The following is a 26,699-nucleotide window of genomic DNA, read 5'->3' on the forward strand; positions in this document are numbered from 1 at the left end:
GACAATCTTGAAGCAGAGCAAACAACTCAGAATACCGCAATAGCTGCAAATGCTACAGATATAGATACTCTTGAAGCTGAGCAAACAACTCAAAATACTGCAATAGCTGCAAACGCTACAGATATCTCGACCAATGCAACTGCAATTGCAGCGCACAATACTGCCGACGAAGATGTTTCTGCAACGAACGAACTTTCTGACCTAAGCTTAAGTGCTACCAACATTCTTACCTTAACGAATGCGGAGGCTGGCGCGACAGGTGTAGACCTTTCTGGATATAAGTTAACTGGTACTACAGGTTCTATTTTCTTTGCTGATACAGACGGAACTCCTACTGAAAATAACGATCAATTATTCTGGGATAATACTAATAATAGATTAAGTATAGGCAATCCGCTAGCTGGCACGAATAAATTAACTGTAAACGGTGCAACAAGAACTAGTGGCTTGAATAACTCTGACGGTACTTTAAGCCTACCATCATATAGATTTTCTGACGATTCTGATACAGGTACTTACAGTCCTGCAGCAGATGAAATAGGTTTAGTTGTTGGCGGAATAGAAGCTTTAAAAGTTGAAGAAACATCAAATAAGACTTCTGTAATTATAAACGAAACTTTAGAATTAGAAGGCGCTGTATTAGATGAAAATGATTCTGCCGGTACAGCTGGACAAGTACTTAGTTCTACGGCTACAGGTACAGAATGGGTAGATAATTACAACCCTGTAAAAGCAATAGGTAAAATCAGCTCAACTGGTACTATAACCAAGGCAACAACCGGAGTTACGGTCGCTAGAATTAGTGTTGGTTACTACCGTGTTACCTTACCTGCAGGCTCAGTATCTGATGCAGATTATATTATACAATTATCGCAACCAGGTAGAAATGGCGCTGGTAATGACGACCCAGGTATCTCCTACTCCAACCAAACTGCAACTAGCTTTGAGGTAATCATTGGTGATAATGATAATGGTGGCACTGATAGAAGTCGCTTCGATTCTGAATTTATGTTTACCATTTTAGATTTATAATATGAATTATTCAAAATACATTGTCTATATATGTGTGTTTTTATTAGGTATTACAGCCAATGCACAATTAGATAGCGGTCTACTTGTTGGCTTAACCACAGGTACGACCACTGATATCACTAGCACTACTGATGCCGCACAAGGTTCTTTAGTGTTTAATACTGATGACAACGAGGTATATGTTTTTGACGGTACATCATGGAATGTTATGGGGAAGAAAAAAACATATACCGGTACATTTAGAATAACCAACTCTGGTTCTTCATCAATTACCGGTATTCCATTTCAACCTTCATCTGTGTCATTTGTTGCCTATGCAAATGTTGAAGATTATGATATGGATGTTGATAATGGAACTAGAAACAATGAAACAGGCTTACCTAATACTTACGGTAGTATGAAAGGGTTCGCTAGAGATGAAAATGGTACAATTACAGAACAAGTAATTTTTAATGGAGGTAGTGGAAATTCAATAAACGATATATCTAGATATGCATCTAGTTCTCATAGTATTGGGATAAAATATGCCAACCAAAATGGAGACAACTTAGGTTTAACTACTGCCACGGTCAGCAGTTTTACCTCAGACGGATTCACTATTAATACTGACAGCTTCGCTGATGGCTTAGCAATAATTTTTGAAGCTTACAAATGATAAAAAAAACACTAATTATATTATTAATTTTAATTGCCAAGTTGGGCTTTTCGCAAGCACCTACCGCAGGTGACTTGGTAGCTATACATTCGGCTACTTTAGCTGAAATAAATGCCATTGTTAGCCCATATGAAGGTTCGTTAATTTACAATTCCGATGATAGCTTTCTGTATCAATTTACAGGTAGTACATGGCAGAAACTTACCCCTGAGGGTAATGAAACAAAAATAATATCTGACGGAAATGTAACTATCGTTGGTACAGGTACATCGGCAGATCCATATATCGTTTCTTCGATTAAACCTACGTTCACAACAAACCCTGATGGTTCTTTTACATTTTCTAATGGTGTTGACCCAGATGTAAACTTTTTACCAACTGTTCCAGGTAATACTCCTATTGTTTCAAATTCTGATGCTGGAACTGGAAACTGTTCTTTATTTGGAACTAATGAAACCAGAAATGTAATCATTCAAGGCGCCTACTTTGACGGTGCTTCTACAGTAGCTATTACCGGGCAAACAGTAAATTCGGTTACAATAAACAGTTCTTCTCAAATTACGGCTAATGTAACTTCTGGTTCTTCTTTTGGTAATTATGACATTTCAGTAACTAATAATGCAGGTACTAGCACATTATCAGGAGGGTTTGTTTTACAGTCATCTACAACTTTAACGACCAATAGCATTGGTATTGCAGATATGATTCTGACCGGTTCTATGACATATGATGGGAATAAATTATTAAAGACAGCCACAGCAGGTTGGAATGCACAAGGATATTCTTCAGCACATGCTATTAGCGCAACAACTGGCGGACACTTAGACTGGATTGCCGATCAATCTAACAAGTACGTTATGATCGGTTTAAGTACCACCCCTTCTACAAGTGCATCTTATACTAATTTAGATTACGCCATGTATATGGTAACAAACAGCAATATTCAAATTAGAGAAAACGGAGCCAGCTTAGGCTATGTTAGTGGATATTCAGCTGGAGATAGATTAACGATCAATGTAGATTGCTTAGGTAACGTAACTTATTTGAAGAATGATATTGTCATATTTTCTTCATCTAAAAAAGCTACCAACCCACTGTATTTTGATTCGTCATTTCACGGTGTAGACGCCTCTATTTCTAATATAACAATGACCTACTAAAATCATGAAATTATTCAAAATCATACTTGCCTTCCTACTACTACAAAATACAAGTGTAGCACAAGATGCAGTGCATAATCATGGTAATATTCAAATTCATGATGATGGTCTAGTCGGTTTTCATATGGATGTTATAAATAATGGTGCATTCAATCAAAACAAAGGTTTAGTCGGTTTTTATTCTTTCGACAAGCCCTTAACGATATCGGGTGGATCTAATCCTATTTTTTATGATTTTGAAGTTGCAGTAGATAATGATCTTTATATTGATAATACGGTCGGTATTCAAAATAATGCAAATTTTATTACGGGTGACATTGTTACATCAAGGGTAGCATCCGAAGTAAATATTAATTTTTTGAATGATTCATTTTATACTGGTGATGAAAATTTAGCTAAGGTTGACGGCTATTCAGCCATTAGCAAGAAATCTGAATTTACCTTTCCAATTGGTCAATTCGATAAAATACGTCCGTTGAGTATAGCATCGGTGAGCTCTAATGATTACGCAAAATCTGCCTATTATTATGAAGATCCTAATACCCCGAGTGTATTTGGAACAAGCTTTAGTACATTCATTAAAGAAAACGAAGCCTTATCAATTAGTGAATATGAATTTTGGCATTTAGAAAGTACCATACCTTCAAAAGTAACTTTAACGTGGGACGAAGAAAGTAATGCCTACCTATTCGGAGAGACTATTGAGGAAATTAAAGTTGTAGGCTGGAGTGTCGTTGATAAAATTTGGGTTGATTTAGGGAACACCAATGTTGAGGGTAATTTTGCTTATGGCTCGGTAACTTCTAAAGAGTTTATACCTAGTGATTATGAAATTATAACTATTGGCGGTAATTCTGATATAATAGAAACACTTGACAATATTACTTTAGACAATTATTATATGACCCCTAACGGCGATGGTATAAATGACTTTTTAGAGATTGAAGGTATTGAAGGTTCACCAAATAACGAATTACAAATTTATAATAGGTATGGTAGACTCGTTTTTTCAATGAATGGTTATAGCAATCAGTTTACGGGCATATCTAATGTAAACGGCGTAGTAACTAGAAATACTGGTCTACCTTCAGGCATCTATTTTTATATTGTAAAACTGAATGATTTAAAATATAAGCATCAAGGCTATTTATATCTTACCTCCTACGCGGAAAATTGATGTTAAATTCTATTCCAATCAATATTTATTACTTTTACTTTAAGATTGCATGATTTACAACTTTCAAAAGTTTTTCTCTTTTGGTAAAGTTTGGCAAATCTTTTGCATTGAATAACACAACATATAATTATGCAGAGAAGAACATTTATCAATAGAAGTAGTTCGGCAGCTTTAGCCCTTGCCCTTGCCCCTAATTTCTTTATACAAGAAGAAACCGAGTATGGTATATTAGAACTCATGGGCAAAGAAGATATTAAGTTGTACGGTAAAGACATCAATCTTAGAAAAGAAGCTCATGATGCTTTTCTGGAAATGAAGAAGGCCGCATATAAAGATGGTATTGATCTAAAAATAGTTTCAAGTTTTAGAAGTTATGATAGACAAGCAGCTATTTTTGAACGTAAGTATTTAACATATACAGATGATGATGGCATGAACCCAATAGATGCTATTAATAAAATAATAGAATATTCTACCATACCTGGTACCAGCAGACATCATTGGGGGACCGACATTGATGTAGTAGACGGCTATAGAAAAGTGGATGGAGATGTATTGGTGCCTCACAAATATGAAGGTGACGGCCCTTACGTAGATTTTAAAAAGTGGATGGACGAAAATTCTGAAGCTTACGGCTTTTTTCTAGTTTACACAGACGAACCAAAAAGAAGAGGTTTTAAATATGAGCCTTGGCATTACAGCTACGCTCCTCTATCAGTACCAATGCTTGAACAATTTAGAAGTAAAAATGTCGCTTCAATTATAATTAGAGAAGATTATTATGGGACAGAGCATTTTACCATGAACTTTTTAAAAACATACATTCAAAATAATATATTAGATATCAATAGAAACTTATTATAAGCATTTCGTACATTAGAGTCTGTACTATAACACATTACCATGAGAAGAGGAAGTTGGAAAATTAGAATATTTATAGGTCTGGCCATTGTTGCCTTTGCATTTATACAAAAATGCAGCAACACTGAAGAAAACCCTTATACCGGTCGATCCCAACATATTACCATGTCTTCTGAACAAGAAATAGCTATTGGTTTACAGAGCGCCCCAGAAATGGCACAACAACATGGTGGTTTATATCCTGATCAACAATTACAGGCATTTGTTGAATCTGTTGGCAACAAACTGGTTCAAAATAGTATTGCCAAAGAAACGCCTTACCAATATGATTTTCATTTGTTGGCAGATGATCAAACAATAAATGCCTTTGCTTTACCGGGCGGACAATGCTTTATTACCTACGCATTATTTTCACAACTTAACGAAGCTCAACTAGCCGGAGTTCTTGGTCATGAGATAGGTCATGTAATAGGTAGGCATTCCGCAGAAAGAATAGCAGACAGCCAAACATGGCAAACTGCTACCATGGGCGCCACAGTTGGTGCGGGAGATATGGGTAGTATACTAGGAAGCATCGGTCAGAATACCTTATTAAAAAATGGTCGTGGTGATGAATTGGAAAGCGATGAACTAGGTGTACTATTTATGATTCAATCTGGTTATGATCCTTATGAAATGATTAAGGTGATGAAAATTTTAAAGGCAGCTGGTGGACCAGACCGTACTCCTGAATTTCAGAGCACCCACCCTGATCCTGAAAATAGAATAGAAAAAATCAGAGATGCCATAGACAAATACAAAAACCAAGGTTAATCGGTTTTTTAGTACACTTAATCTAGAGGACAATACGCGGTCTTTATATTTTTGTACATTTGGCGAAGTCCCAAGCTTATTTTGCCATTTATGAATTGCCTTTATAGCTATGATTTAATCATAGAAGAACACTATAATGGGAACAATTACACATTTTAAAAACTTATACGTGCAGGCGTTTGAGAACTGTAAACCAATCGTTTTGGTTACATTTTTAAAGGTCTACTCAGTATTTTGTGCCCTAATGATATTTTCGGCACTGTATGCTTTTGTTGTGAGAGCAGCAAATGGATTTGATTTTTAACGCGTTTTACTCTTTTACCTGAACACTATTTGAAGTAGAATAACGTAGTATTAAAAAAGGGCTCATTGATATTTCAATGAGCCCTTTTTATTTTCATAAAGGTAAACTACGAATCTTGCTTAATCACATCTAACACATCTTTAGCATTCGACATTTTCGCATAATCTTTTGCCGTATAACCTTGATCACTTTTGATGCTAAGGTTTGCCCCATTTAATAATAAAATTTTAAGTACTTCTGCCTTATTATATCTAGCAGCATACATTGCCGGTGTTAAACCTAAAGACTTCTCATTTAACTTTTCACCTAGAGCCAATAAACTTCTTACCTGATCTATATCACCCTTCATAACGGCTTTACAAAGCGAACTAATTTCTTCATTTACAGAATCAGATACCGCTTCGTTCAAAATGAAACAGTCACTATTATTTGCATAAATTCCGGTTAATGCAAACACACTAATGAATAACAAAATTGAAATTGATTTTTTCATAATATTTTCGTTTTTTGATTAATATTATTATCGATAACATTAATTTATGCATATATTTATGTTAATAACGTAATTTTAAGAAAGATATAGTAAATATTTAACAATTTAGAGATACTAAAAAAAACCTATAATCCAATTTTGAAATGAATTGGATCATAGGTTTTTGGATTTACAAGTAGAAATCGTTTAAAATAGACCTAACTTTCTACTGCAGTTTCAATTAATTCAAGAGCTTCTGTTGCATTAGATAATTCAGCATAACGTTTTGCCGTATGCCCTTGACTACTCTGCATTTTAAGATTAGCTCCGTTATTAATAAGTATTTCCAACACAGCTACCTTATTATAACGAGCAGCAAACATGGCGGGTGTCATACCTAAAGACTTCTGATTTACATCTTCGCCTAAATCTATCAACCGTTTTACAGTCTCTAAATCGCCCTGTATAACAGCTTTACAGAAAGAGCTAATATCTACTCTTGACACAAGGTCAATGTTATTCGTTGGCGCTAAAGTTTCATTTTCAGCAGCTAAAACAGTTGTTCCTACGGTAAGAGCTACCATAGATAATGTAAGGATTACTTTTTTCATGATGATTGATTTTTAATTGATGAGTACATTAGTGTACATTTAAAAGACGCCAGTTATCATTAATTGTTTCATCCTTTAACATTGTTATAACTAAACTTTAACAAACAAATCTTCACCCAAACTGAAAAAATGTTGGGATACACCACCAAAATGAAAAAGGTCGGTAATCTAGTAGCTTAACTTGGCAGAACATAGTATTTTTGTACTCCTAAAACCTTATGAAGATGAACAAAAAAGTAATCTTAATGATATTAGATGGATGGGGTAAATCTCCTGACCCATCTGTATCTGCAGTAGATAAAGCCAACACTCCTTTTATAGATAGTTTATATACCAAATATGCTAATTCTAACCTTCTTACAGATGGTATGAACGTAGGTCTACCTGAAGGTCAAATGGGTAATAGCGAAGTAGGTCATATGAATTTAGGGGCCGGTCGTATTGTTTATCAAGATTTGGCTAAAATTAATAAGGCCGTTAAAGAAAATACCTTAAGCTCTGAGCCGGTTTTAATAAGTGCTTTCGAATACGCAAAAGAGAATAATAAAGATGTTCATTTTTTAGGACTTTTAAGTGATGGTGGCGTTCACAGTCATACCAATCATATTAAAGGACTTATTGCCGCCGGTAAAGAATCTGGAGTTGAAAATATGTATTTACATGCTTTTACCGATGGTAGAGATGTAGATCCAAAAAGTGGAAAAGGTTTTTTAGAAGATATCGTTCATTTTAGCGCTGACAAAAACACGAAACTAGCTACCGTTATTGGCAGATATTATGCTATGGATCGTGATAAGCGATGGGAGCGCGTTAAAGAAGCCTATGATGTAATTGTAAATGCAGAAGGTGAAAAATCGACTGACATTGGCAAAACTATTCAAAAAAGCTATGACAATGACATTACCGATGAGTTTATAAAACCTATCGTAATGACCAGTACAGATGGCACTCCTGTTGCTTCTGTAAAAGAAGATGATGTCGTTATATTCTTCAACTTTAGAACTGACCGTGGGCGAGAACTAACACAAGTTCTAAGTCAGATAGATATGCATGAGCAAAACATGCATAAACTTAACTTATACTACGTTACGCTTACCAATTATGATGAATCTTATGAAAAGGTTCATGTTGTCTATAACAAAGATAATATCGTTGAAACTTTAGGTGAGGTATTGGCTAATGCTGGTAAAAAGCAAATACGTATTGCAGAAACCGAAAAATATCCGCATGTTACTTTCTTTTTCAATGGCGGTAGAGAAGTTCCTTTTGATGGCGAATCACGTATTTTATGTCCGTCACCAAAAGTGGCTACATATGACCTTCAACCAGAAATGAGTGCTTATGAGATTAGAGATAAAATCATTCCTGAAATTCAAAAAGGAGATGTTGATTTTATATGTTTAAACTTTGCTAATCCTGACATGGTAGGTCATACTGGTGTTATGGAAGCTGCAGTTAAAGCTTGTGAAACTGTAGACGAATGTGCAAAAGATGTTATTACAGCAGCTATAGAAAAAGATTACTCTGTAATTGTTATTGCTGATCACGGTAATTGTGAAACTATGGTAAATGAAGATGGTAGTCCTAACACGGCACACACAACTAACCCAGTTCCACTAATTTTAGTAGACAAAGATATTCATCATATTAAAGATGGCGTATTAGGAGATATTGCACCTACTATATTAAAAATGATAGGTGTAGAAAAATCGAAATTTATGACCCAAAATTCATTGGTATAAATTTAGGTACAACCGAAAGTATTTTATTTTATGATTAAATTAAAAACAGCCGAAGAGATTGAGTTAATGCGCGAAAGTGCGCTTATTGTTTCTAAAACATTAGGAATGATAGCCTCTGAAGTTAAACCAGGAGTTACTACACTACATTTAGACGCTTTGGCCGAAACTTTTATTCGTGACCATGGTGCAATACCGGGTTTCTTAGGTCTTTACGATTTCCCGAACTCATTATGTATGAGCCCAAATGCTCAAGTAGTACATGGTATTCCAAATAATACCCCTTTAGCTGAAGGGGATATTATTTCGATTGATTGCGGTGCTTTGAAAAATGAATTTTACGGAGATCATGCCTATACTTTTGAAGTAGGAGAAGTTAGCCCTGAAGTTAAAAAGTTATTAGAGGTCACTAAGAAATCGCTTTACATTGGTATTCGTGAGTTTAAAGTAGGCAATCGAGTGGGCGATGTGGGTTATGCCATACAAAAATTCACAGAAGATCATGGTTACGGTGTAGTTCGTGAATTGGTTGGTCATGGTCTTGGCAAAAAGATGCACGAAGGCCCTGAAATGCCTAATTACGGCAGACGTGGTAGAGGCAAGAAATTTGTTGAAGGAATGACGGTTGCTATTGAACCTATGACCAATATGGGCACAAAGAATATTAAGCAGCTTAAAGATGGCTGGACAATTCTTACCGCAGATGGTAAACCTAGCGCTCATTTTGAACATGATGTTGCCATAGTTAATGGAAAACCAGAGTTACTATCTACTTTCAAATATATTTATGAAGCTTTAGGTATTGTAAGTGACGAAGAAGATGAGTTCAGAAACTCTACCGTAAAAAGTTAGAAAATACAGATGAAGAAAATTTTTAAATTTTTTCTTAACCTTGTTCCAAGGCCTGTATTAATTTCTTTAAGCTATATAGTAAAGCCTTTTTTTAAGGCGTACTATCGTGGTAACACCTATGAAGACCCTATTGACGGCAATACTTTTCGTAGCTTCTTACCTTATGGATATGAAAGTCCGAGAGAAAATGTACTTTCTCCTTCTACCCTATCTTTAGAACGTCATCGTTTACTGTGGTTATTCCTGAAAGAGGAGACTAATTTTTTTACAGCTCCCCTGCATGTATTGCATTTTGCACCAGAACAAGCTTTCTATAAAAGATTCAGAAAACTAAAGAATCTAAATTACGTTACTACAGACCTTAATTCACCCTTGGCTGACGTCAAGGCAGATATTTGTAATTTACCATTTGAAGACAATACATTCGATGTTATTCTATGTAATCATGTATTAGAGCATATACCAGATGACACGAAAGCAATGTCTGAATTATATAGAATTCTTAAACCTGGTGGTTGGGGTATATTTCAAATTCCCCAAAATTTGAACAGAGAAGCAACATTTGAAGATGATACTATAACCGACAAAGTTGAACGCGCTAAAATATTTGGCCAATATGACCATGTTCGTATTTACGGAAGAGATTACTTTGATAAATTAAGAGGCATAGGTTTTACCGTCGAAGAAATAGATTTTACAAAGCTAATGAGCCAAGAAAACATCAACAGATATCGCTTAGCTCCAGGAGAGATAATTCCGTTCGTAAAAAAATAGTTATTTCACTACAAGCGCTTTAAACCCTTCTGTTGAAAACTCTTTTGTTTCCCCATTCTCATCTAGATAAATAATATAAGCTTCTAGCCTTTTATTTACTTCAACAAGCGCAAAAGCATCCTCTATATTCATTGCCATTAATGCTGTTGCATAAGCATCTGCTGTAGCACAATTATCAGCTAATATAGTTACGGCAAGTGTATTAGATACTTGGGTGTACCCAGTTTTTGGATTTACAGTATGCACATACTTTTTCCCAGTTTCTTCATCTATTCTAAACTTTCGATAGTTACCCGAAGAAGCTAATGCCCTATCATTTAAATGAATTAATATTTTAGTTGATCTATTCTCTTCCATTTCGGGATCATCAATGCCAACTACCCAAAGTTTATCTTTAATTGTATTCTTTCCTTTGGCAACTAACTCACCTCCTACTTCAATTAAATAGTTCTCTACACCCTTAGCATCTAACATAGCTGCAAGTCTGTCAATAGCATATCCCTTAGCAATAGCGTTAAAATCTAAGTAGATATTAGCCTTAGTTTTAACGATATGATTGCTATCACCCAAAGTAATCTTATCCAATCCAACAAAACTCAGTAAGCTATCAATTTTAAGACTGTCCATCGAAATTTGACGTTCAGGTCCGAAACCCCATGCATTTACAAGCGTACCTACCGTTGGATCAAAAAAGCCATTAGTTTCTTCGTGTATTGATTTAGATAACTCAAATACTTCTTGAAACATCTTATCAACAACAACAGTACTATCTCCTTTATTAATTCTAGAAATATCAGACTCCGGAATATAGGTGGAAAGCGAGTGGTTAATTACTGCGAATACGGAATCAATATCTTTTTGCAAATCTAATTTCTCGCTAGAGATAGAAATTATACTATAAGATGTACCTAAAGCACCACCTACATTTTCATTTCGAAATTTAGTGTCATTATTCTTCTTACATGATTGAAACAACCCTATTACGGCGACCAATATTAAAATATAGTTCTTCATAACTCTACTAAACCATCATAATCAACAATATACTCTTCATCTAAATACACAGGTAAATTGTGATCTGTAGCATTAACCAAACCTACACCTGCATAAAAGGTAGTTGCTTCAAATTTAATAGCATGCTCTTTCATTTTAGTAAGGTCAGACATAAAAAAATCCATATCCTTTGGGTCTCCAGGGTATTCAATCGCCTTTACAACAACAAAGCGCATTTTCTTTTCTTTTGTACATACAAACTGTGGATTCTTGCGCAATTCACTATTTACAGCTAAAAATTCGAACCCTTCATCTTCTAATTGCTTGCCAACAATATTCATTGCCAAATTATGAAGTTCTTGTTCTGTTAATACATGCATACTAAACTATGTTTTATAAAAAAACCGATACATTACATATCGGTTAGTTTTTATTATTTAAAAGACTTAAGGCTTATCCACCAAAATCATCAAAACGTATATGCTCATCTGGGATACCGAAATCTTCACCCATTTTCTGAACCGCCTTGTTCATTAACGGAGGTCCACAGAAATAAAGTTCAATATCTTCAGGAGACTCATGAAGGCTTAAGTAGTTATCAATTACACAATTGTGAATGAAACCAACAAAACCATCACCAGGAGCATCAATATTCTCTTTTACCTTCCAATTATCTTCTTCTTGTGGTTCAGATAATGCTAAGTAAAATTTGAAATTTGGAAACTCTTCCTCTAATTTATAAAAGTGATCTAAATAGAATAATTCTCTTTTAGAACGACCACCGTACCAGTATGATACTTTTCTTTTAGTTCTTAATGTTTTGAATAGGTGATATAAGTGAGAACGCATTGGCGCCATACCTGCACCACCACCTACGTATAACATTTCTGAATCTGACTCATTGATGAAGAATTCACCGTAAGGTCCAGAAATAGTACAATCATCACCTGGTTTCAAATTAAAAATGTAAGAAGAAGCAACACCAGGGTTAACATCCATCCATCCATTTTTAGCACGATCCCATGGCGGAGTTGCAATACGTACATTCAACATAATCTCTCTTCCTTCAGCAGGGAAAGAAGCCATTGAATACGCTCTTTCAACCGTTTCTGGATTCTTCATTGTTAAAGGCCAAAGGTTGAATTTATCCCATTCTGCTTGAAATTTATCTGGAGTTTCATGTTCCTCAGGGTGTGCTGTAATATCAATGTCAGCATACTTTACTTCACATTCAGGAATTTCAATTTGAATATAACCTCCAGCTTTGTAACCCATATCTTCAGGGATCTCAACTACAAATTCTTTAATAAAAGATGCTACGTTATAATTACGCACCACTTTTGCAGGCCATTTCTTAATACCAAATACCTCTTCAGGAATAGTAATCTCCATGTCTTGTTTCACCTTAACTTGACAAGCTAAACGTGCACCATGGTTTAATTCTTTTTTAGAGAAATGCGGAGTTTCTGTAGGCAATGCTTCACCACCACCAGAAAGTACATGACATTCACATTGAATACATGTTCCTCCACCACCACAGGCAGAAGGTAAAAATACTTTTTGGTTACCTAAGGTTGACAATAAAGATCCACCTGAAGAAACTTCAATTTTCTTTTCTCCGTTAATTGTAATGGTCACAGGACCTGATGGAGATAGTTTTTGTTTCGTAAACAGAAGCAATGCTACTAATGCCATCAACAGTATTAGAAATGCGACAACAGTTATTAGAATAGTTCCGCCTGTACTTGCAGCTAAAATCATGTTTATTTATTTACGTCGTTATAAGAAATTACCTTTTCGTCAATTTCTTCGTTCTTTTCTACTACTACTTCTTCAACAGGCGTTACAACCTCTGACTGAATTACCTGATTAACTTGCTCTGCAGCTTCTTCAGCGTCATCACCGCCACCAGTTAACATACCTCCAAAACTTTGAAAACCAATACCCATAAGACCAGTGATAATAAACGTAATACCTAATCCTCTTAAAGGAGCAGGAACATTACTATATCTAATTTTCTCACGAATAGCTGCAATCGCTAAAATTGCCAAGAACCATCCTATACCAGAACTAACACCATAATTGAATGCTAAACCTAAGGTTTCAATTTCTCTTGCCTGCATGAATAAAGATCCCCCAAGAATTGCACAGTTTACTGCAATCAATGGTAAAAATATACCCAATGAGTTATATAAAGAAGGTGAAAATTTCTCAACCACAATCTCTACCAATTGCACCATTGTAGCAATGGTAGCAATGAATAAAATAAAAGATAAAAAGCTAAGGTTGTAATCTACATACTCAGGACCCAACCAAACTAAGGCTCCGTCTTGTAATAAATACTTATCTAACAACCAGTTCATCGGTACAGTAACCGCTAATACGAATATAACAGCAGCACCTAAACCAACTGCAGTAGCCACTTTCTTGGATACTGCTAAATAAGAACACATCCCCAAGAACACGGCAAACACCATGTTATCGATAAAGATGGACTTAAAAAATAATTCTACATGTTCTAACATAATTTCTACTTAAATGTCTGTTTAATTCTCTTCTACTAGCGCAGGATTTCTTGAACGTTGTACCCAAATAATGATTCCTACCACAATTAATGCTGCTGGAGGAATAATCATGAAACCATTATTCTCATATCCTGTAGCATACAATCCTGTTTTCATTATTGGATCTCCTAATACAGGGTAACCAAATAAAGTTCCTGAACCCAATAACTCTCTAAAGAAACCTACGATAATTAGAATAACACCGTAACCTAAAGAATTACCAATACCGTCCAAAAATGAACGCCATGGTCCGTTTGCCAAAGCAAAAGCCTCAAAACGACCCATAATTATACAGTTGGTAATAATTAGACCTACGAATACCGCTAAGGTTTTACTTAACTCATATGCATATGCCTTTAGTACCTGATCCACAATAATCACCAATGTAGCAACTACAATTAACTGAACAATAATTCTGATTTTCGATGGAATTATATTTCTCATCAATGAGATAACTACGTTACCTGCACCTAATACGAACATTACAGAAATAGCCATTACCAAAGACGCCTTTAGCTCTGCTGTAATTGCCAATGCCGAACAAATACCTAATACCTGAATAGTAATAGGGTTATTGTCTGCAAGTGGATCCGTAATAAGATTTGCATCTTTTTTTGATAGTAGTGACATATTACTTTGCTCTAATTGTTTCTAAATAAGGTTTATATAATTTAACAGTCTCGCTAATCATAGCAGAAACACCGTTACCGGTAATAGTAGCACCAGCCAAGGCATCTACTTCGTTATCATTTTTTGTTTTGTTCAATGGATCATTGTTACCCTTTGCAACAGATATGCCCACGTATTTAGAACCGTCTAAAATAGTTTCCCCAATGAAATCGTCCATAAAATAACGCATTTTAATATTAGCTCCTAAACCAGGGGTTTCTCCTTTATGATCAAAATACACACCTTGAACAGTCATCGCCTCATCTAGAGCGATAAAACCCCAAATAGCATCCCAAAGTCCTTTACCGTACATAGGTATAATGTAGAATTTTTTATCATCCTTTTCCCCAATAAAAACTGGCAACTTATAATCTAAACCTCTTTTAAGATTTGCTAATTGCTTTTTTAAATCGATCAAATAAGCCTCGCTGTTCTCTGTAATCTCTCCATCTTGAATAACATATTGCTGCTTAATGTAATTTGCAAATACCTCTTCAACAGCATCGGTAGGAATAAAATTTACACTACCAGTATCATCACCATTTTCGTTAACACCCATTGCATAAAGAATATTCTGCTGTTTTTCAAAACGCTCATTTTCTTTGATGTTAGGGCGCAATGCTGAAGCCAAAAATGCAAGTATTGACCCAACTACCACAACCATAACAGCAGCAAAAACTACTGTATAAACGTTACTATCTGTTTTTTGTGCCATAATTAAACTGTTTCAGCTTTAAGTTCTTCTGCCTTACCATCTGAATCTTTTGGATAGATAGTTGCATTTTTTAATCTGTTCATTCTTCTTTTAATATTACCCCTAACAACATAATGATCAATTGTTGGTGCAAATACGTTCATTAAAAGGATAGCTAAGAAAACACCTTCTGGGTAAGCAGGATTGAATACACGAATCATTACAGAAATAAATCCTATAAAGAACCCATAATACCACTTCCCTTTATTTGTTTGTGAACCTGTAACAGGATCAGTAGCCATATAGACAATACCGAATGCTAAACCACCTACGATTAAATGTTTCCAGAAATCGAAACTCATCAATCCGTAAAATTTACTTGATTCGCCTACCCAACCAAAATCTACTACTTGATTGAATATTAAACCCATTACCAATGAACCAATAACAGCACTTACCATTATTCTCCAGCTAGCAATTTTTGTGAATATCAAAAATAAACCACCTAATAAGATTAAAAATGCAGATGTTTCACCTACAGAACCTGGTATAAAACCGAAGAACATATCTGAAACAGAATATGTCATTTCAGCCCCCTTATTCTGAGCTAAGTAACCTAATATAGTTTCACCGGATATCGCATCAACGTTTGCGCCAGCTAAAATTTCTTCTGAACGCTCACGAGCTCCATAAACCCAAACTTTATCACCACTCATCCAAGTAGGATATGCGAAGAACAAGAATGCTCTAATTGTTAAAGCAGGATTAAGAATATTCATTCCCGTTCCTCCAAAAACCTCTTTACCTATAACAACACCAAAAACAACGGCTACAGACAACATCCAAAGTGGCGTATCAATAGGCACTATTAATGGAACTAACATACCGGTAACTAAATACCCCTCTTCTACTTCGTGACCTTTTATAACAGCAAAAATAAATTCTACTATAAGACCGACACCATAAGAAACAACTACTAATGGCAATACCTTAATGATACCGATCCAAAAATTGTCCCAAGTAAGGAAATCATTCATCAAAGAAAAATCTGCCGGAAATCCGTTTATTGCAGAATAGTGTTGGTAACCTGCGTTGAACATAGAAAATATCAACACTGGTACCAGCGCCATTATTACCGTATTCATTGTTCGCTTTAAATCATCTGCCGATTTTACGTGTGTACCACCTGCATGAGTAGTCTCATCTGGCGAAAACAAAAAAGTATGAAAGGCATTAAAGGCAGGAGCCATTTTCTTACCCTGATACTTCAGTTTAAGTTCGTGTAATTTGCTTTTTAAACTCATTTCTTATCCTATTTCTTTTTGCAATAAATCTAGCCCCTCACGAATAATCTTCTGGTGTGGTTGCTTAGAAATACATATAAACTCAGTTAACGAAAAATCTTCTGGAGCCACCTCGTACAAACCTAATTGCTCCATTTCATCCAAGTCTTTTACCATACAAGCTTTTAACAATTGCATTGGAAAAATATCCATCGGAAAAACTTTCTCATATTGTCCCGTCACTACGAAAGCCCTGTGCTCTCCGTTAGTATTGGTATCTAAATCATACTTTTTGTTTGGCTGCATCCAAGAGAAAGTCAATGCTCTTGTTGCCGAAACTTTATTAAAAACTGGCTTATTCCATCCGAACAATTCATAATCGTCTCCTTCTGGAATAACTGTTACAGTATTATTATAATACCCTAGGTAACCATCTGGTCTACTTTTAGAACCCGTAAGAACATCACCATTTATGACTCTAAAGTTTTCTTCGTTCACACCACTAGCGTATAAAAAAGTAGAAATCTCTGCTCCTATTTTTGTTGTATAATATTTAGGCGCCTTAACTGAAGAACCTGCTAGCGCTATAACACGCTCTGCATTGAACTTACCTGTCAACAAATATTCACCTATAATGATTAAATCTTGCGGAGTAACCGTCCAAACCAACTCACCTTTATTAATAGGATCTAATTTATTTATTTGTGTACCTACCAAACCTGAAGGATGCGGACCAGAAACATTATGCAACTCTATGCCAGTCATGGAAGACAATGGCGATTTGCTAGAACCTACAGATAAATGAACTTTACCAGGCGTTAATTTACCCAATGCCGTAATTGCAGCTTGTAATTCTTTTTCTTTACCCTGTAATACATAATCCAAATCTGCTTGTAACGGCCCACTTGAATATCCAGAAATAAAAATAGATTTCGGTGTAGTATCAGGATTAGCGACTACATCATAAGGTCTCTGCTTAATAAATGGCCAACAGCCACTTTTCAACAGAACAGCTTTCAACTCTTCTTTCGATGTATTGTTTACATCTAAAGCAGCACCCGAAAATGCCTCTTGTGTTTTGTCTGCTAATATCTTTAAGGTCAAAATACGTCTTCTATCCCCTCTTTCAATCTCAATAAGCTCACCGCTTACTGGCGAAACAAAAAGCATGCTTTCCATGTTTTTGTTATAAAACAAAGGCTCTCCCGCTTTTACTTCGGTGCCTTGCTTTACCATCATTTTTGGGGTAATTCCGTGAAAATCACTTAACTGTATAGCGTAAACATTACTTAAAACAGCTTTTGAAGTAGTCTGTTCTGCGGTTCCCACCAGATTAATGTTGAGCCCTTTTTTAATTCGAATGTCTTTTGACATGTGCGTATAGACCTTTAGGTTATCAAAATTTGAGCAAATTTAAGTACAAAAACTTCGTTTTCATAATTATTGTCCCATAAATTAGACAATAGAACGAGGTATATTTTTTAGGCACCCTTTTTGTTTACCTTTACTTAAAAAAACGGGGTATAATGCGCATTTTCTTCAAACACTTTATTTGTCTATTATTTTTACAAAATTTAGCTGCTCAAGTTCAAGAAGAGTTTAATCCTCCTGAGAATATAAAATCTATAGTTTTCAAAGGCCCTACCGAAGATCAATTCCCTGTTATTAAAATAGGAGAACCTTTATATCTAGAGTTCGATGATATTTTAGCCAACGAACAAGATTACTACTATAAGGTAATTCATTGCGATTACGACTGGACACCCTCTTCTTTATTAAAATCTCAATATTTAGATGGTGTCGATAATCAACGAATTACTGATTACGAAAATAGTTTTAGCACGCTACAATCATATTCTAATTATCAACTGACCATACCAAACGATAATGTTCGACTTAAAGTTAGCGGCAATTATCTTATAGAAATTTACAATAGCAACAACGACTTACAATTCTCAAGAAGATTTGTAGTATACAAAGACATTGTTGCTGTTTCTACTTCTATTAAACGTTCTAGAGATTTTAATTATATCAACGAAAAGCAAGTCGTTCAATTTAGTATTACTTCTGGATCATTACGTCTTATAAACCCGAAAAAAGAAGTTAAAGTTGCCATTCTTCAAAACCATTATTGGCCCACAGCTATTACCAACATTGCACCACAATACACTTTAGGGAGCGAATTAGTCTATAAATATGATCAAGAAACCGCCTTTTATGGTGGTAACGAATTTCTATTGTTCGATACTAGTGACCTTAGAGCACCTAGTTCACAAATTTCTAGTATTGATCTCACAGACCTTTATAATCATTATTTATTCGCTGATGATTTTAGAAACGACAAACCATACACCTATTTTCCTGATATAAATGGAGATTTTGTCGTTAGAACTTTACAAGGTGACAATACCTCTAGAGAAGCTGAGTACACCAATGTTTATTTTAGTTTACCTTACACTGAATACATTGCTTTAGATGATGTCTATATTTTTGGAAAGTTCAATAATTACGCCCTTACAGACCAAAACAAACTGGTTTATAATGAAAAAAACGGCATGTTAGAAGCCACCCTAAAAATGAAACAGGGTTTTTATAATTACAAATACGTAGTTAAAGGTGGTGAAAAAATTAAATTAAATGAGGTTGGCGGCAACTTCCATTTTACAGAAAACAATTATCTGGTACTTGTATATTACCGCAATTTTGGCGATATGTACGATAGTATTATAGGTATTGGCTCTGCCAATTCTAGAAATATCACCAACTAGCTGTATATTTACGTTTTTCATTGATTATGGAGAACAAACCCGCCGTTCAACCATCAGGCAGATTTAAACTAAAATATAGAGGTATAGATTGCCTAAATTGCGGGCACCCTCTAGATTTAAGTGATAAATATTGCCCTAATTGCTCACAAGCCAACAGCACCAAAAAACTCACCCTTTTTGATTTTTTCGAAGAGTTTCTTGCGAATTATTTCTCATACGATTCTAAGTTATGGAAAACCTTAACTGCCTTACTTTTAAGACCAGGCAAAATAACAAGGGAATACATTTCAGGCAAACGACTTTCCTACACCAACCCTTTTCGATTTCTACTCAGCTTATCTATTATTTATTTTCTGATTATCAGCTTTAGCAGCGAATTTGAATCTTTCAATAAATTTGGCTACGAAATCAGAAAACCAATTATTGATCTTCAAACAGAATTTGATAAAATTGAATTTGAAAATGAAGAAGAACGGCAGCTTGCCCTAATTCAAATGGACTCGCTTAAAATAAATAGCTTTTTCAAAAATCAAATGAGCGATAAAGACTCTACTATTTTAGTAAACCCTAAGTCTTATTTTAAAGAAATTAATACAGAAGATCTAACACGCCGCTTTCTTGGCAAAATAGACTTCTTCAACACCGTTATTAAGCACGATACCATTTATTATTTTGAACAAGGTTTAACTAAATTTGAAATACCAGAAAACAAAGAAAATGAAATGGCATTTAACTTAGCAAGTAGCTTGGTTGACATTGAAAAACGACCCGGAACGTTCGTGAATTCTTTAATTTCAAAGCTACCATTCACCACATTTTTCTTTCTTCCGTTCTTTTCTATTTTCATTTGGATGGTCTATGTCAGAAAAAAATACACTTATACCGATCATTTAATCTTTAGTTTCCACAATCAGTCATTATTATTTATCTTGCTCATTGTTAGCAATTTGATTAACGTAGTGTTCAATATTAGTAGCGAAGGATTGTTTATTTTAATATTCGCTATCTACCTTTATAAAGCAATGCGAAATTTCTATCAGCAAGGAAGAGTTAAAACGGTTATAAAATATTTTTTCCTAAATACATTATTTTTTATCTTAGGAAGTATAGCGATAACCATATTAATCGCAGCAAGCGTATTTACATATTAAATATGATGATAACACAGGTAACTAAAGGCATTAAAATTTCGGTTCAAACAACTTTTGAAGGCACGTTCTTTAAAAACTACAAAATGCATTATGCTTTTGGGTATACTATTACCATTGAGAACCAAAGCAAAGATGTTGTTCAGTTAACTTCTCGTCATTGGAAAATATATGACTCTTTAAATGAAATGGAAACCTTAGATGGTGAAGGTGTGATTGGAAAAAAACCAGTAATTCAGTCAGGGGAATCTCACACCTATAATTCAGGTTGCCTACTAACTTCGCCAATAGGCGCAATGAAAGGTCATTACAATATGGTAATTATGAGTAATGCAGAAAAATTTAGGGTTTATATTCCTACTTTTAAATTTAGCGCACCTTTCGCCCTTAACTAAACTCTTTTTATAGTTTTTAGTCCACCACCCTTTTAGTACCTTTGTTCAACTTTTTAATTTAAAAAAATTGACAATGGGTAAAGGATTTTTTCAAGTTCCTACAGCATTTAATGAACCAATTAAAAGCTATGCTCCTGGATCTCCAGAAAGAGAAGCAGTTTTGGAACAATACAAAGCATATTTCAACAACACGGTTGATGTACCAATGTATATTGGTTCAGAAGAGGTACGTACAGGCAATACTAAGCCAATGTCGCCACCACACGATCACAAAAACATTGTAGGTACTTATCATACTGCCAATAAAGAAAATGTACAATCTGCAATTGATAACTGTTTATCATCTAGAGATGCATGGGCTAACTTAACTTGGGAGCAACGTGCAGCTATTTTCTTAAAAGCTGCTGAATTACTTGCAGGTCCTTATCGTGCGAAGATTAATGCGGCAACCATGATTGCACAATCTAAAAATATTCACCAAGCAGAAATAGATGCCGCTTGCGAGTTAATTGACTTTTTACGTTTTAACGTAGAGTACATGTCGCAAATTTATGCTGAACAACCAGATTCTGCCGAAGGTATTTGGAACAGGGTAGAATATCGTCCTTTAGAAGGATTCATTTACGCAATTACCCCTTTCAACTTTACTGCTATTGCCGGTAATTTACCTGCAAGTGCAGCTATGATGGGTAACGTTGTTGTTTGGAAGCCAAGTGACTCTCAGGTTTTCTCTGCAAAAGTTATTGTAGATGTTTTCAAAGAAGCCGGTTTGCCTGACGGAGTTATCAATGTTGTTTATGGTGATCCAGTAATGATTACCGAAACCGTATTGGCTAGCCCAGATTTTGCCGGTATTCACTTTACAGGTTCTACACACGTGTTCAAAGAACTTTGGAAGCAAATAGGAAATAACATTCATACCTACAAAACATACCCAAAAATAGTTGGTGAAACTGGTGGTAAAGATTTTATTCTAGCACACCCAACTGCTAACCCTAAACAAGTAGCTACAGCGATTTCAAGAGGTGCATTCGAATTTCAAGGTCAAAAATGTAGCGCAGCTTCAAGAGTATATTTACCAAAATCTACTTCTAAAGAGATTTTAGAATATGTTAAAGCTGATATTGCTTCTTTTAACAAGCCTGGATCTCCTGAAGATATGAGCAATTTCATTACTGCAGTTATTCATGAAGGTTCTTTTGATAAATTGGCAAAATATATTACCCAAGCAAAAGAAGATAAAAATGCCGAAGTATATGCTGGTGGATCTTTTGACAAATCTAAAGGTTACTTTATTGAGCCAACCGTTATCTTAACAACAGACCCTAAATACACTACTATGGAAACTGAATTATTCGGTCCTGTAGTTACTATTTATGTTTACGATGATAAAGATTGGAGCGAAACATTACAATTAATTGATGGCACTTCTGAGTACGCACTTACTGGCGCTGTACTTTCACAAGATAGATATGCTATTGACGAAGCTACCAAAGCATTACAAAACTGTGCAGGCAACTTCTATATTAACGATAAACCTACAGGTGCTGTAGTTGGTCAACAACCTTTCGGTGGAGCAAGAGCTTCTGGAACAAACGATAAGGCTGGATCAGCTCAAAACCTTTTGCGTTGGGTTTCTCCAAGATTAATAAAAGAGACTTTTGTTACTCCTGTTGATTACAGGTATCCGTTTTTAGGATAAAAATAACTTTAAAGGCTGAATGTAAATTCAGCCTTTTTTTTGACATAGCGCTTCTTTTAGCTTACATTACATGTATTGTAATTTACTTTTAACAACCTTAATATACTAATTATGAAAAAGTTACTACTTACAGCATTCTTATTTACAGGATGCTTTTCTTACGCACAAGAAGAATTAACACAAAACACAATCAAAGCCGTTTTAACCGGAAATCAATCTCAAGTGATACAACTTGCCGAAGCTTTTCCTGAAGAAAAATATGACTGGAGACCAGCAGAAGGTATCAGCTCTGTTGGCGAAGCGCTTTTACACGTTGCAGGTGGCAATTACTTTTTAGCCTCTAAATTAGGATTTGCTCCACCAGAAGATGTAGATGTAATGAACTTAGGTAAAATTACAGGTAAAGAGAACATCATTGCAGCTCTTAAAAAATCTAACGAATTCGTTCTAGAAAATATTACCAATGTTGAAGATGGTTCTTTAAACGAAGAAGTTGATTTCGGTTTTATGAAATCTAATAAACTAGGTGGATTATTAGCCATTATGGAACACAACGGCGAACATAAAGGTCAACTTATTGCTTATGCAAGAACAAACGGAGTTGTACCACCATGGAGTGAGTAATCATTTTTACAAATACTAAAAACGTCCATCAACTATTTGTCGATGGACGTTTTTTTTGCTATTTAAGAAACATTAACACCACTTCAATACAATACCAATGTAAATTTAACGTTAATTAATTGTAAACTCAGGGTAATTTTTCGAAATTTGTACCTCACTAAAAATCAATTGCTTATGACTATCGATAGTATTAAATTACACATGACATGCATTCAAATCCATTCTTGGAATTATTTAAAAGAGTTTGCTCGTAAATACAAGAAGGCTTATTACAGTTCTTTTCTTCTGTAAAAACTTTACGCTTACCCTTTATACTTTAACGGCAAATAGACCATTTTCTTTGTCTCAAAGAAATCTTCTTTAAAATAATCGGTCAAATTATAGATTTCAGCCGTTCTATAGTCTTTTAATTCCTCGTTTAAATCACCACCTTTTAAATACAATATTCCATTGCGAATAGGGTGTTGAGATTCCTTTTTGATTTTTCCTTTTATCCAGTGCACAAAAGTTGGCATCGCTGCCACTGCCCTACTAACGATAAAATCGAATTTACCCGGTATCTCTTCAACCCTAGCGTTTATGGTAGTTACATTAGTTAACTGTAAGCCCTCAACAACCTCATTTACTACTTTTATTTTTTTACCAATAGAGTCCACTAATGTGAAATGTACTTCAGGAAATAAAATAGCCAATGGTATACCAGGAAAACCACCACCTGTTCCAACATCAAGTATTGAAGCGCCATCTTTAAATTCTATGAATTTTGCGATACCCAATGAATGCAAAACATGTCTGAGATAAAGCTCATCTATATCTTTTCTTGATACCACATTAATTTTTTGGTTCCAATCCTTATATAATTCCTCTAATTTTCTAAATTCTTGTTTTTGATTTTCAGATAAATTGGGAAAATTTTCAAATATGATTTCAACAGTCATGCGTATATTTGTAAATAGATAATATTAGTATTTTCACTGATGCAAAGATTTAGCTTTTAATTAAGCTATCAAACTATTATAGATTCAATTACAAAATATTAAGTAAAAGATTACCAAATTATGGAACAAAATACCATTCGTTTTCCAAGAACAGATTCTGCAAAGTTTTTTAAAACTTTGAACAGTAGAGTTAACGATTATTTCAAAACAAATAAATTAAAGAAAACAGGCAACTGGAAATTACACTTAAAAACTGTAGTTATGTTCGTTCTTTTTCTTGCTCCTTATTTTTTAATACTGACGTTAGGATTACCTAATTGGGCTAATTTTCTCTTAACTATCGTTATGGGTGTTGGCATGGCCGGGGTTGGCATGAACGTAATGCATGATGGCAACCATGGTGCATATTCCAATAAGAAATGGGTTAACAAGTTAATGGGGAGTAGTATCTACATTCTTGCAGGCAATGTATACAACTGGCAGGTACAACACAATGTACTTCACCATACATACACCAACATTCATGAACATGATGAAGATATGGAAGCGGGTAGAATATTACGTTTCTCAAAACATGCGGAATGGAAAAAACACCATAAGTTTCAGCATTTTTATTCCGTTTTACTTTACGGATTATTAACGTTTAACTGGGCGATTACAACCGATTTTCAGCAAATGTACAGGTACATGAAGCGTAAATTATCTTACGGAAAACTACCAAATGCTACCATGAACTGGAGTACCCTTATTATTACAAAATTACTTTACATCACTATTTGGATCGTGTTACCAATGTTGATTTTAGATATCGCATGGTGGAAAATCTTAATCGGATTCTTTTTAATGCATTATGTTGCAGGGGTAATATTAAGTGTTGTCTTTCAATTAGCCCATATTGTTGATGACGCCGACACACCATTACCTGATGAATCTGGCACTATGAAAAATACATGGGCAATTCACCAATTATTTACTACCGTAAATTTTGGAACTAAAAACAAGATTGTAAATTGGTTTACTGGTGGTTTAAATCATCAAGTTGAACACCATATATTTCCAAACATTAGTCACGTACATTACACAAATATTTCGAAAATTGTGAAACAAACGGCGCAAGAATTTAATTTACCATATCACGAGTATAAAACTACTAGAAAAGCTATAATTTCGCACTTCAAACATTTAAAAGAATTAGGCAAAGAGCCTACATTACAATACTAGAAATTAAGAGCAACCATGAGCAATCAACTTTCGGACAGAATTAACAGCGTTACACCGTCAGCTACTTTGGAAATGGCCGCTAAGGCCCGTGAATTAAGAGCACAAGGAAAAGATATTATCGGTTTAAGCCTAGGCGAACCAGATTTTAATACTCCTGATTATATTAAAAATGCTGCTATTCAAGCAGTAAAAGACGATTACAATTCTTATACACCAGTTGATGGGTACGTAGATTTAAAAAAGGCTATTATCACTAAATTCAAAAGAGATAACAACCTATCATACGAACTACCACAAATTGTTGTTTCAACAGGTGCTAAACAATCTTTATACAATGTGGCACAGGTTATTCTAAACCCTGGCGATGAAGTTATTTTACCATGCCCTTACTGGGTTAGTTATAGTGATATTGTAAAGTTGGCAGATGGCGTTCCTGTAGAAGTGCCTACTTCTCTAGAGAACGATTTTAAAATGACTCCCGAACAGTTAGAAGCTGCTATTACACCTAAAACAAAAATGTTATGGTATAGCTCTCCTTGTAACCCTAGTGGATCTATCTACAGCAAAAAAGAATTACGTGCACTTGCGGATGTTCTTAAGAACCATCCTCAAATTATTGTGGTAAGTGATGAAATTTACGAGCATATTAATTATGGTGTTACCGCACATGCATCAATGGCAGAATTTGAAGATATGTTTGATCGTACCGTTACTGTAAACGGAGTTGCAAAAGCATTTGCAATGACAGGATGGCGTATTGGTTATATAGGTGCACCTGCCTACATTGCGCGTGCAACAAACAAGCTACAAGGTCAAGTTACCAGTGGCGCAAATTGTATTGCTCAGCGTGCCGTAATTACTGCTTTAGAAGAATCGCCTGACCTTATTAAATACATGGTAGATGAATTTAAAGAAAGACGTAAACTTATTTTAGGCTTGCTAAACGATATTGAAGGCTTTAAATGTAACGAGCCAGAAGGTGCTTTTTATGTTTACCCAGATGTAACCGCTTATTTTGGCAAAATATTCAATGGAACGACAATTAACAACGCGTCAGATTTCTCAATGTACATTTTAGAAGCTGCCAATGTTGCAACCGTAACCGGTGATGCTTTTGGAAATGGTAATTGCATACGTATTTCTTATGCTGCTTCGGTAAAAGAAATCAAGGAAGCCATATCAAGAATAAAAGAAGCGTTGAAATAAACCACAGCTAATCATATAATAAAAACGTCCCTTCAAATGAAGGG

The 26,699-nt window shown here is 35.0% G+C and carries 28 protein-coding genes; 17 read left to right on the top strand and 11 right to left on the bottom strand.

The features are described from left to right. From Q4500_RS17300 to Q4500_RS18680, 7 genes are all read left to right on the top strand, one after another. Window positions 1-1,032, top strand: a 1,032-nt coding sequence (locus tag Q4500_RS17300; protein WP_303600837.1) for a hypothetical protein, incomplete at its 5' end; no start/stop codon positions are given. Between the two features lies 1 nt (window position 1,033). Continuing rightward, a complete protein-coding gene (locus Q4500_RS17305) occupies window positions 1,034-1,687 on the top strand; it encodes a hypothetical protein (protein WP_303600838.1) in 654 nt (217 codons plus the stop codon). Next, window positions 1,684-2,847: a hypothetical protein gene (locus tag Q4500_RS17310; RefSeq protein ID WP_303600839.1), complete on the top strand. Its 1,164-nt coding sequence runs from the start codon at window positions 1,684-1,686 to the stop codon at window positions 2,845-2,847. The genes Q4500_RS17305 and Q4500_RS17310 overlap by 4 nt, the downstream gene beginning before the upstream one ends. Window positions 2,848-2,851: 4 nt before the next feature. Further along, the gene (locus tag Q4500_RS17315) at window positions 2,852-4,024 is read left to right on the top strand and encodes a gliding motility-associated C-terminal domain-containing protein (RefSeq protein WP_303600840.1); all 1,173 of its coding nucleotides are present in this window, start codon (window positions 2,852-2,854) and stop codon (window positions 4,022-4,024) included. 129 nt (window positions 4,025-4,153) lie between these two features. Beyond that, complete coding sequence (locus Q4500_RS17320; RefSeq protein WP_303600841.1) at window positions 4,154-4,888, top strand: M15 family metallopeptidase; 735 nt, start codon at window positions 4,154-4,156, stop codon at window positions 4,886-4,888. 39 nt (window positions 4,889-4,927) lie between these two features. Then, complete coding sequence (locus Q4500_RS17325; RefSeq protein ID WP_303600842.1) at window positions 4,928-5,698, top strand: M48 family metalloprotease; 771 nt, start codon at window positions 4,928-4,930, stop codon at window positions 5,696-5,698. A gap of 136 nt (window positions 5,699-5,834) precedes the next feature. Next, window positions 5,835-6,002 (top strand): DUF6747 family protein, encoded by a 168-nt coding sequence (locus Q4500_RS18680; protein WP_363323252.1) that lies wholly within the window; start codon window positions 5,835-5,837, stop codon window positions 6,000-6,002. 106 nt (window positions 6,003-6,108) lie between these two features. On the opposite strand, the gene Q4500_RS17330 is transcribed toward Q4500_RS18680, so the two are convergent. Next, window positions 6,109-6,495, bottom strand: a complete 387-nt coding sequence (locus Q4500_RS17330) for an ankyrin repeat domain-containing protein (protein ID WP_303600843.1) — start codon at window positions 6,493-6,495, stop codon at window positions 6,109-6,111. A gap of 197 nt (window positions 6,496-6,692) precedes the next feature. Next, complete coding sequence (locus Q4500_RS17335) at window positions 6,693-7,085, bottom strand: ankyrin repeat domain-containing protein (protein WP_303600844.1); 393 nt, start codon at window positions 7,083-7,085, stop codon at window positions 6,693-6,695. Window positions 7,086-7,309: 224 nt separating this feature from the next. Between Q4500_RS17335 and gpmI the strand changes: the two genes are divergently transcribed. Genes gpmI through Q4500_RS17350 form a run of 3 tightly spaced genes read left to right on the top strand, consistent with a single transcriptional unit; the run spans window position 7,310 to window position 10,450 of the window. Further along, entirely contained in the window at window positions 7,310-8,827 is a 1,518-nt protein-coding gene (gene gpmI, locus Q4500_RS17340; RefSeq protein ID WP_303600845.1) for a 2,3-bisphosphoglycerate-independent phosphoglycerate mutase, read from the top strand. A gap of 30 nt (window positions 8,828-8,857) precedes the next feature. Further along, a complete protein-coding gene (map, locus tag Q4500_RS17345) occupies window positions 8,858-9,676 on the top strand; it encodes a type I methionyl aminopeptidase (protein WP_303600846.1) in 819 nt (272 codons plus the stop codon). 9 nt (window positions 9,677-9,685) lie between these two features. Next, window positions 9,686-10,450 (top strand): class I SAM-dependent methyltransferase, encoded by a 765-nt coding sequence (locus tag Q4500_RS17350; RefSeq protein WP_303600847.1) that lies wholly within the window; start codon window positions 9,686-9,688, stop codon window positions 10,448-10,450. On the opposite strand, the gene Q4500_RS17355 is transcribed toward Q4500_RS17350, so the two are convergent. The 8 genes from Q4500_RS17355 to Q4500_RS17390 all read right to left on the bottom strand — a co-directional run bounded on the left by Q4500_RS17355 (window position 10,451) and on the right by Q4500_RS17390 (window position 18,027). Beyond that, entirely contained in the window at window positions 10,451-11,464 is a 1,014-nt protein-coding gene (locus Q4500_RS17355) for an FAD:protein FMN transferase (RefSeq protein ID WP_303600848.1), read from the bottom strand. Then, window positions 11,461-11,823 carry a Na(+)-translocating NADH-quinone reductase subunit F gene (locus tag Q4500_RS17360; protein ID WP_303600849.1) on the bottom strand — a complete coding sequence of 121 codons (363 nt, stop codon included), beginning with the start codon at window positions 11,821-11,823 and terminating at the stop codon, window positions 11,461-11,463. Before Q4500_RS17360 ends, Q4500_RS17355 begins: the two co-directional genes overlap by 4 nt. Before the next feature lie 73 nt (window positions 11,824-11,896). After that, the gene (gene nqrF, locus Q4500_RS17365; protein WP_303600850.1) at window positions 11,897-13,204 is read right to left on the bottom strand and encodes an NADH:ubiquinone reductase (Na(+)-transporting) subunit F; all 1,308 of its coding nucleotides are present in this window, start codon (window positions 13,202-13,204) and stop codon (window positions 11,897-11,899) included. A gap of 2 nt (window positions 13,205-13,206) precedes the next feature. Further along, a complete protein-coding gene (gene nqrE, locus Q4500_RS17370; RefSeq protein ID WP_303600851.1) occupies window positions 13,207-13,968 on the bottom strand; it encodes an NADH:ubiquinone reductase (Na(+)-transporting) subunit E in 762 nt (253 codons plus the stop codon). A gap of 21 nt (window positions 13,969-13,989) precedes the next feature. Beyond that, on the bottom strand, window positions 13,990-14,637 hold the full coding sequence (locus Q4500_RS17375; RefSeq protein WP_303600852.1) for an NADH:ubiquinone reductase (Na(+)-transporting) subunit D: 648 nt from the start codon (window positions 14,635-14,637) through the stop codon (window positions 13,990-13,992). A gap of 1 nt (window position 14,638) precedes the next feature. Continuing rightward, on the bottom strand, window positions 14,639-15,391 hold the full coding sequence (locus tag Q4500_RS17380; protein ID WP_303600853.1) for a Na(+)-translocating NADH-quinone reductase subunit C: 753 nt from the start codon (window positions 15,389-15,391) through the stop codon (window positions 14,639-14,641). Window positions 15,392-15,393: 2 nt separating this feature from the next. Further along, a complete protein-coding gene (locus Q4500_RS17385; RefSeq protein ID WP_303600854.1) occupies window positions 15,394-16,674 on the bottom strand; it encodes an NADH:ubiquinone reductase (Na(+)-transporting) subunit B in 1,281 nt (426 codons plus the stop codon). A gap of 3 nt (window positions 16,675-16,677) precedes the next feature. Further along, window positions 16,678-18,027, bottom strand: coding sequence for a Na(+)-translocating NADH-quinone reductase subunit A (locus Q4500_RS17390; RefSeq protein ID WP_303600855.1), 1,350 nt, complete (start codon window positions 18,025-18,027; stop codon window positions 16,678-16,680). A gap of 152 nt (window positions 18,028-18,179) precedes the next feature. Between Q4500_RS17390 and Q4500_RS17395 the strand changes: the two genes are divergently transcribed. From Q4500_RS17395 to Q4500_RS17415, 5 genes are all read left to right on the top strand, one after another. After that, window positions 18,180-19,421 carry a DUF5103 domain-containing protein gene (locus tag Q4500_RS17395; protein WP_303600856.1) on the top strand — a complete coding sequence of 414 codons (1,242 nt, stop codon included), beginning with the start codon at window positions 18,180-18,182 and terminating at the stop codon, window positions 19,419-19,421. 26 nt (window positions 19,422-19,447) lie between these two features. Continuing rightward, complete coding sequence (locus tag Q4500_RS17400) at window positions 19,448-20,572, top strand: DUF3667 domain-containing protein (RefSeq protein ID WP_303600857.1); 1,125 nt, start codon at window positions 19,448-19,450, stop codon at window positions 20,570-20,572. Between the two features lie 5 nt (window positions 20,573-20,577). Further along, on the top strand, window positions 20,578-20,964 hold the full coding sequence (gene apaG / locus Q4500_RS17405; protein WP_303600874.1) for a Co2+/Mg2+ efflux protein ApaG: 387 nt from the start codon (window positions 20,578-20,580) through the stop codon (window positions 20,962-20,964). A 73-nt stretch (window positions 20,965-21,037) separates the two neighbouring features. Then, entirely contained in the window at window positions 21,038-22,666 is a 1,629-nt protein-coding gene (pruA, locus tag Q4500_RS17410; RefSeq protein WP_303600858.1) for an L-glutamate gamma-semialdehyde dehydrogenase, read from the top strand. Between the two features lie 111 nt (window positions 22,667-22,777). Beyond that, window positions 22,778-23,290 carry a DinB family protein gene (locus Q4500_RS17415; protein WP_303600859.1) on the top strand — a complete coding sequence of 171 codons (513 nt, stop codon included), beginning with the start codon at window positions 22,778-22,780 and terminating at the stop codon, window positions 23,288-23,290. Window positions 23,291-23,592: 302 nt separating this feature from the next. On the opposite strand, the gene rsmG is transcribed toward Q4500_RS17415, so the two are convergent. Beyond that, a complete protein-coding gene (gene rsmG / locus Q4500_RS17420) occupies window positions 23,593-24,228 on the bottom strand; it encodes a 16S rRNA (guanine(527)-N(7))-methyltransferase RsmG (protein WP_303600860.1) in 636 nt (211 codons plus the stop codon). Between the two features lie 120 nt (window positions 24,229-24,348). On the opposite strand from rsmG, the gene Q4500_RS17425 reads away from it, so the two are divergent. Together Q4500_RS17425 and Q4500_RS17430 are read left to right on the top strand one after the other, a co-directional pair. Further along, complete coding sequence (locus tag Q4500_RS17425) at window positions 24,349-25,449, top strand: acyl-CoA desaturase (protein WP_303600861.1); 1,101 nt, start codon at window positions 24,349-24,351, stop codon at window positions 25,447-25,449. 15 nt (window positions 25,450-25,464) lie between these two features. Beyond that, a complete protein-coding gene (locus Q4500_RS17430) occupies window positions 25,465-26,655 on the top strand; it encodes a pyridoxal phosphate-dependent aminotransferase (RefSeq protein ID WP_303600862.1) in 1,191 nt (396 codons plus the stop codon). Window positions 26,656-26,699 lie beyond the last annotated feature (44 nt).

It is taken from the genome of Maribacter sp. 1_MG-2023 (assembly GCF_030547005.1).
Taxonomy (GTDB): Bacteria; Bacteroidota; Bacteroidia; order Flavobacteriales; family Flavobacteriaceae; genus Maribacter.

Excerpts from the sequence above, each read along its gene's own strand:
- Q4500_RS17305 (WP_303600838.1), top strand. The coding sequence starts at position 1,034 with ATGAATTATTCAAAATACATTGTCTATATATGTGTGTTTTTATTAGGT.
- Q4500_RS17310 (WP_303600839.1), top strand. The coding sequence starts at position 1,684 with ATGATAAAAAAAACACTAATTATATTATTAATTTTAATTGCCAAGTTG.
- Q4500_RS17315 (WP_303600840.1), top strand. The coding sequence starts at position 2,852 with ATGAAATTATTCAAAATCATACTTGCCTTCCTACTACTACAAAATACA.
- Q4500_RS17320 (WP_303600841.1), top strand. The coding sequence starts at position 4,154 with ATGCAGAGAAGAACATTTATCAATAGAAGTAGTTCGGCAGCTTTAGCC.
- Q4500_RS17325 (WP_303600842.1), top strand. The coding sequence starts at position 4,928 with ATGAGAAGAGGAAGTTGGAAAATTAGAATATTTATAGGTCTGGCCATT.
- Q4500_RS18680 (WP_363323252.1), top strand. The coding sequence starts at position 5,835 with ATGGGAACAATTACACATTTTAAAAACTTATACGTGCAGGCGTTTGAG.
- Q4500_RS17330 (WP_303600843.1), bottom strand. The coding sequence starts at position 6,495 with ATGAAAAAATCAATTTCAATTTTGTTATTCATTAGTGTGTTTGCATTA.
- Q4500_RS17335 (WP_303600844.1), bottom strand. The coding sequence starts at position 7,085 with ATGAAAAAAGTAATCCTTACATTATCTATGGTAGCTCTTACCGTAGGA.
- gpmI (WP_303600845.1), top strand. The coding sequence starts at position 7,310 with ATGAACAAAAAAGTAATCTTAATGATATTAGATGGATGGGGTAAATCT.
- map (WP_303600846.1), top strand. The coding sequence starts at position 8,858 with ATGATTAAATTAAAAACAGCCGAAGAGATTGAGTTAATGCGCGAAAGT.
- Q4500_RS17350 (WP_303600847.1), top strand. The coding sequence starts at position 9,686 with ATGAAGAAAATTTTTAAATTTTTTCTTAACCTTGTTCCAAGGCCTGTA.
- Q4500_RS17355 (WP_303600848.1), bottom strand. The coding sequence starts at position 11,464 with ATGAAGAACTATATTTTAATATTGGTCGCCGTAATAGGGTTGTTTCAA.
- Q4500_RS17360 (WP_303600849.1), bottom strand. The coding sequence starts at position 11,823 with ATGCATGTATTAACAGAACAAGAACTTCATAATTTGGCAATGAATATT.
- nqrF (WP_303600850.1), bottom strand. The coding sequence starts at position 13,204 with ATGATTTTAGCTGCAAGTACAGGCGGAACTATTCTAATAACTGTTGTC.
- nqrE (WP_303600851.1), bottom strand. The coding sequence starts at position 13,968 with ATGTTAGAACATGTAGAATTATTTTTTAAGTCCATCTTTATCGATAAC.
- Q4500_RS17375 (WP_303600852.1), bottom strand. The coding sequence starts at position 14,637 with ATGTCACTACTATCAAAAAAAGATGCAAATCTTATTACGGATCCACTT.
- Q4500_RS17380 (WP_303600853.1), bottom strand. The coding sequence starts at position 15,391 with ATGGCACAAAAAACAGATAGTAACGTTTATACAGTAGTTTTTGCTGCT.
- Q4500_RS17385 (WP_303600854.1), bottom strand. The coding sequence starts at position 16,674 with ATGAGTTTAAAAAGCAAATTACACGAACTTAAACTGAAGTATCAGGGT.
- Q4500_RS17390 (WP_303600855.1), bottom strand. The coding sequence starts at position 18,027 with ATGTCAAAAGACATTCGAATTAAAAAAGGGCTCAACATTAATCTGGTG.
- Q4500_RS17395 (WP_303600856.1), top strand. The coding sequence starts at position 18,180 with ATGCGCATTTTCTTCAAACACTTTATTTGTCTATTATTTTTACAAAAT.
- Q4500_RS17400 (WP_303600857.1), top strand. The coding sequence starts at position 19,448 with ATGGAGAACAAACCCGCCGTTCAACCATCAGGCAGATTTAAACTAAAA.
- apaG (WP_303600874.1), top strand. The coding sequence starts at position 20,578 with ATGATAACACAGGTAACTAAAGGCATTAAAATTTCGGTTCAAACAACT.
- pruA (WP_303600858.1), top strand. The coding sequence starts at position 21,038 with ATGGGTAAAGGATTTTTTCAAGTTCCTACAGCATTTAATGAACCAATT.
- Q4500_RS17415 (WP_303600859.1), top strand. The coding sequence starts at position 22,778 with ATGAAAAAGTTACTACTTACAGCATTCTTATTTACAGGATGCTTTTCT.
- rsmG (WP_303600860.1), bottom strand. The coding sequence starts at position 24,228 with ATGACTGTTGAAATCATATTTGAAAATTTTCCCAATTTATCTGAAAAT.
- Q4500_RS17425 (WP_303600861.1), top strand. The coding sequence starts at position 24,349 with ATGGAACAAAATACCATTCGTTTTCCAAGAACAGATTCTGCAAAGTTT.
- Q4500_RS17430 (WP_303600862.1), top strand. The coding sequence starts at position 25,465 with ATGAGCAATCAACTTTCGGACAGAATTAACAGCGTTACACCGTCAGCT.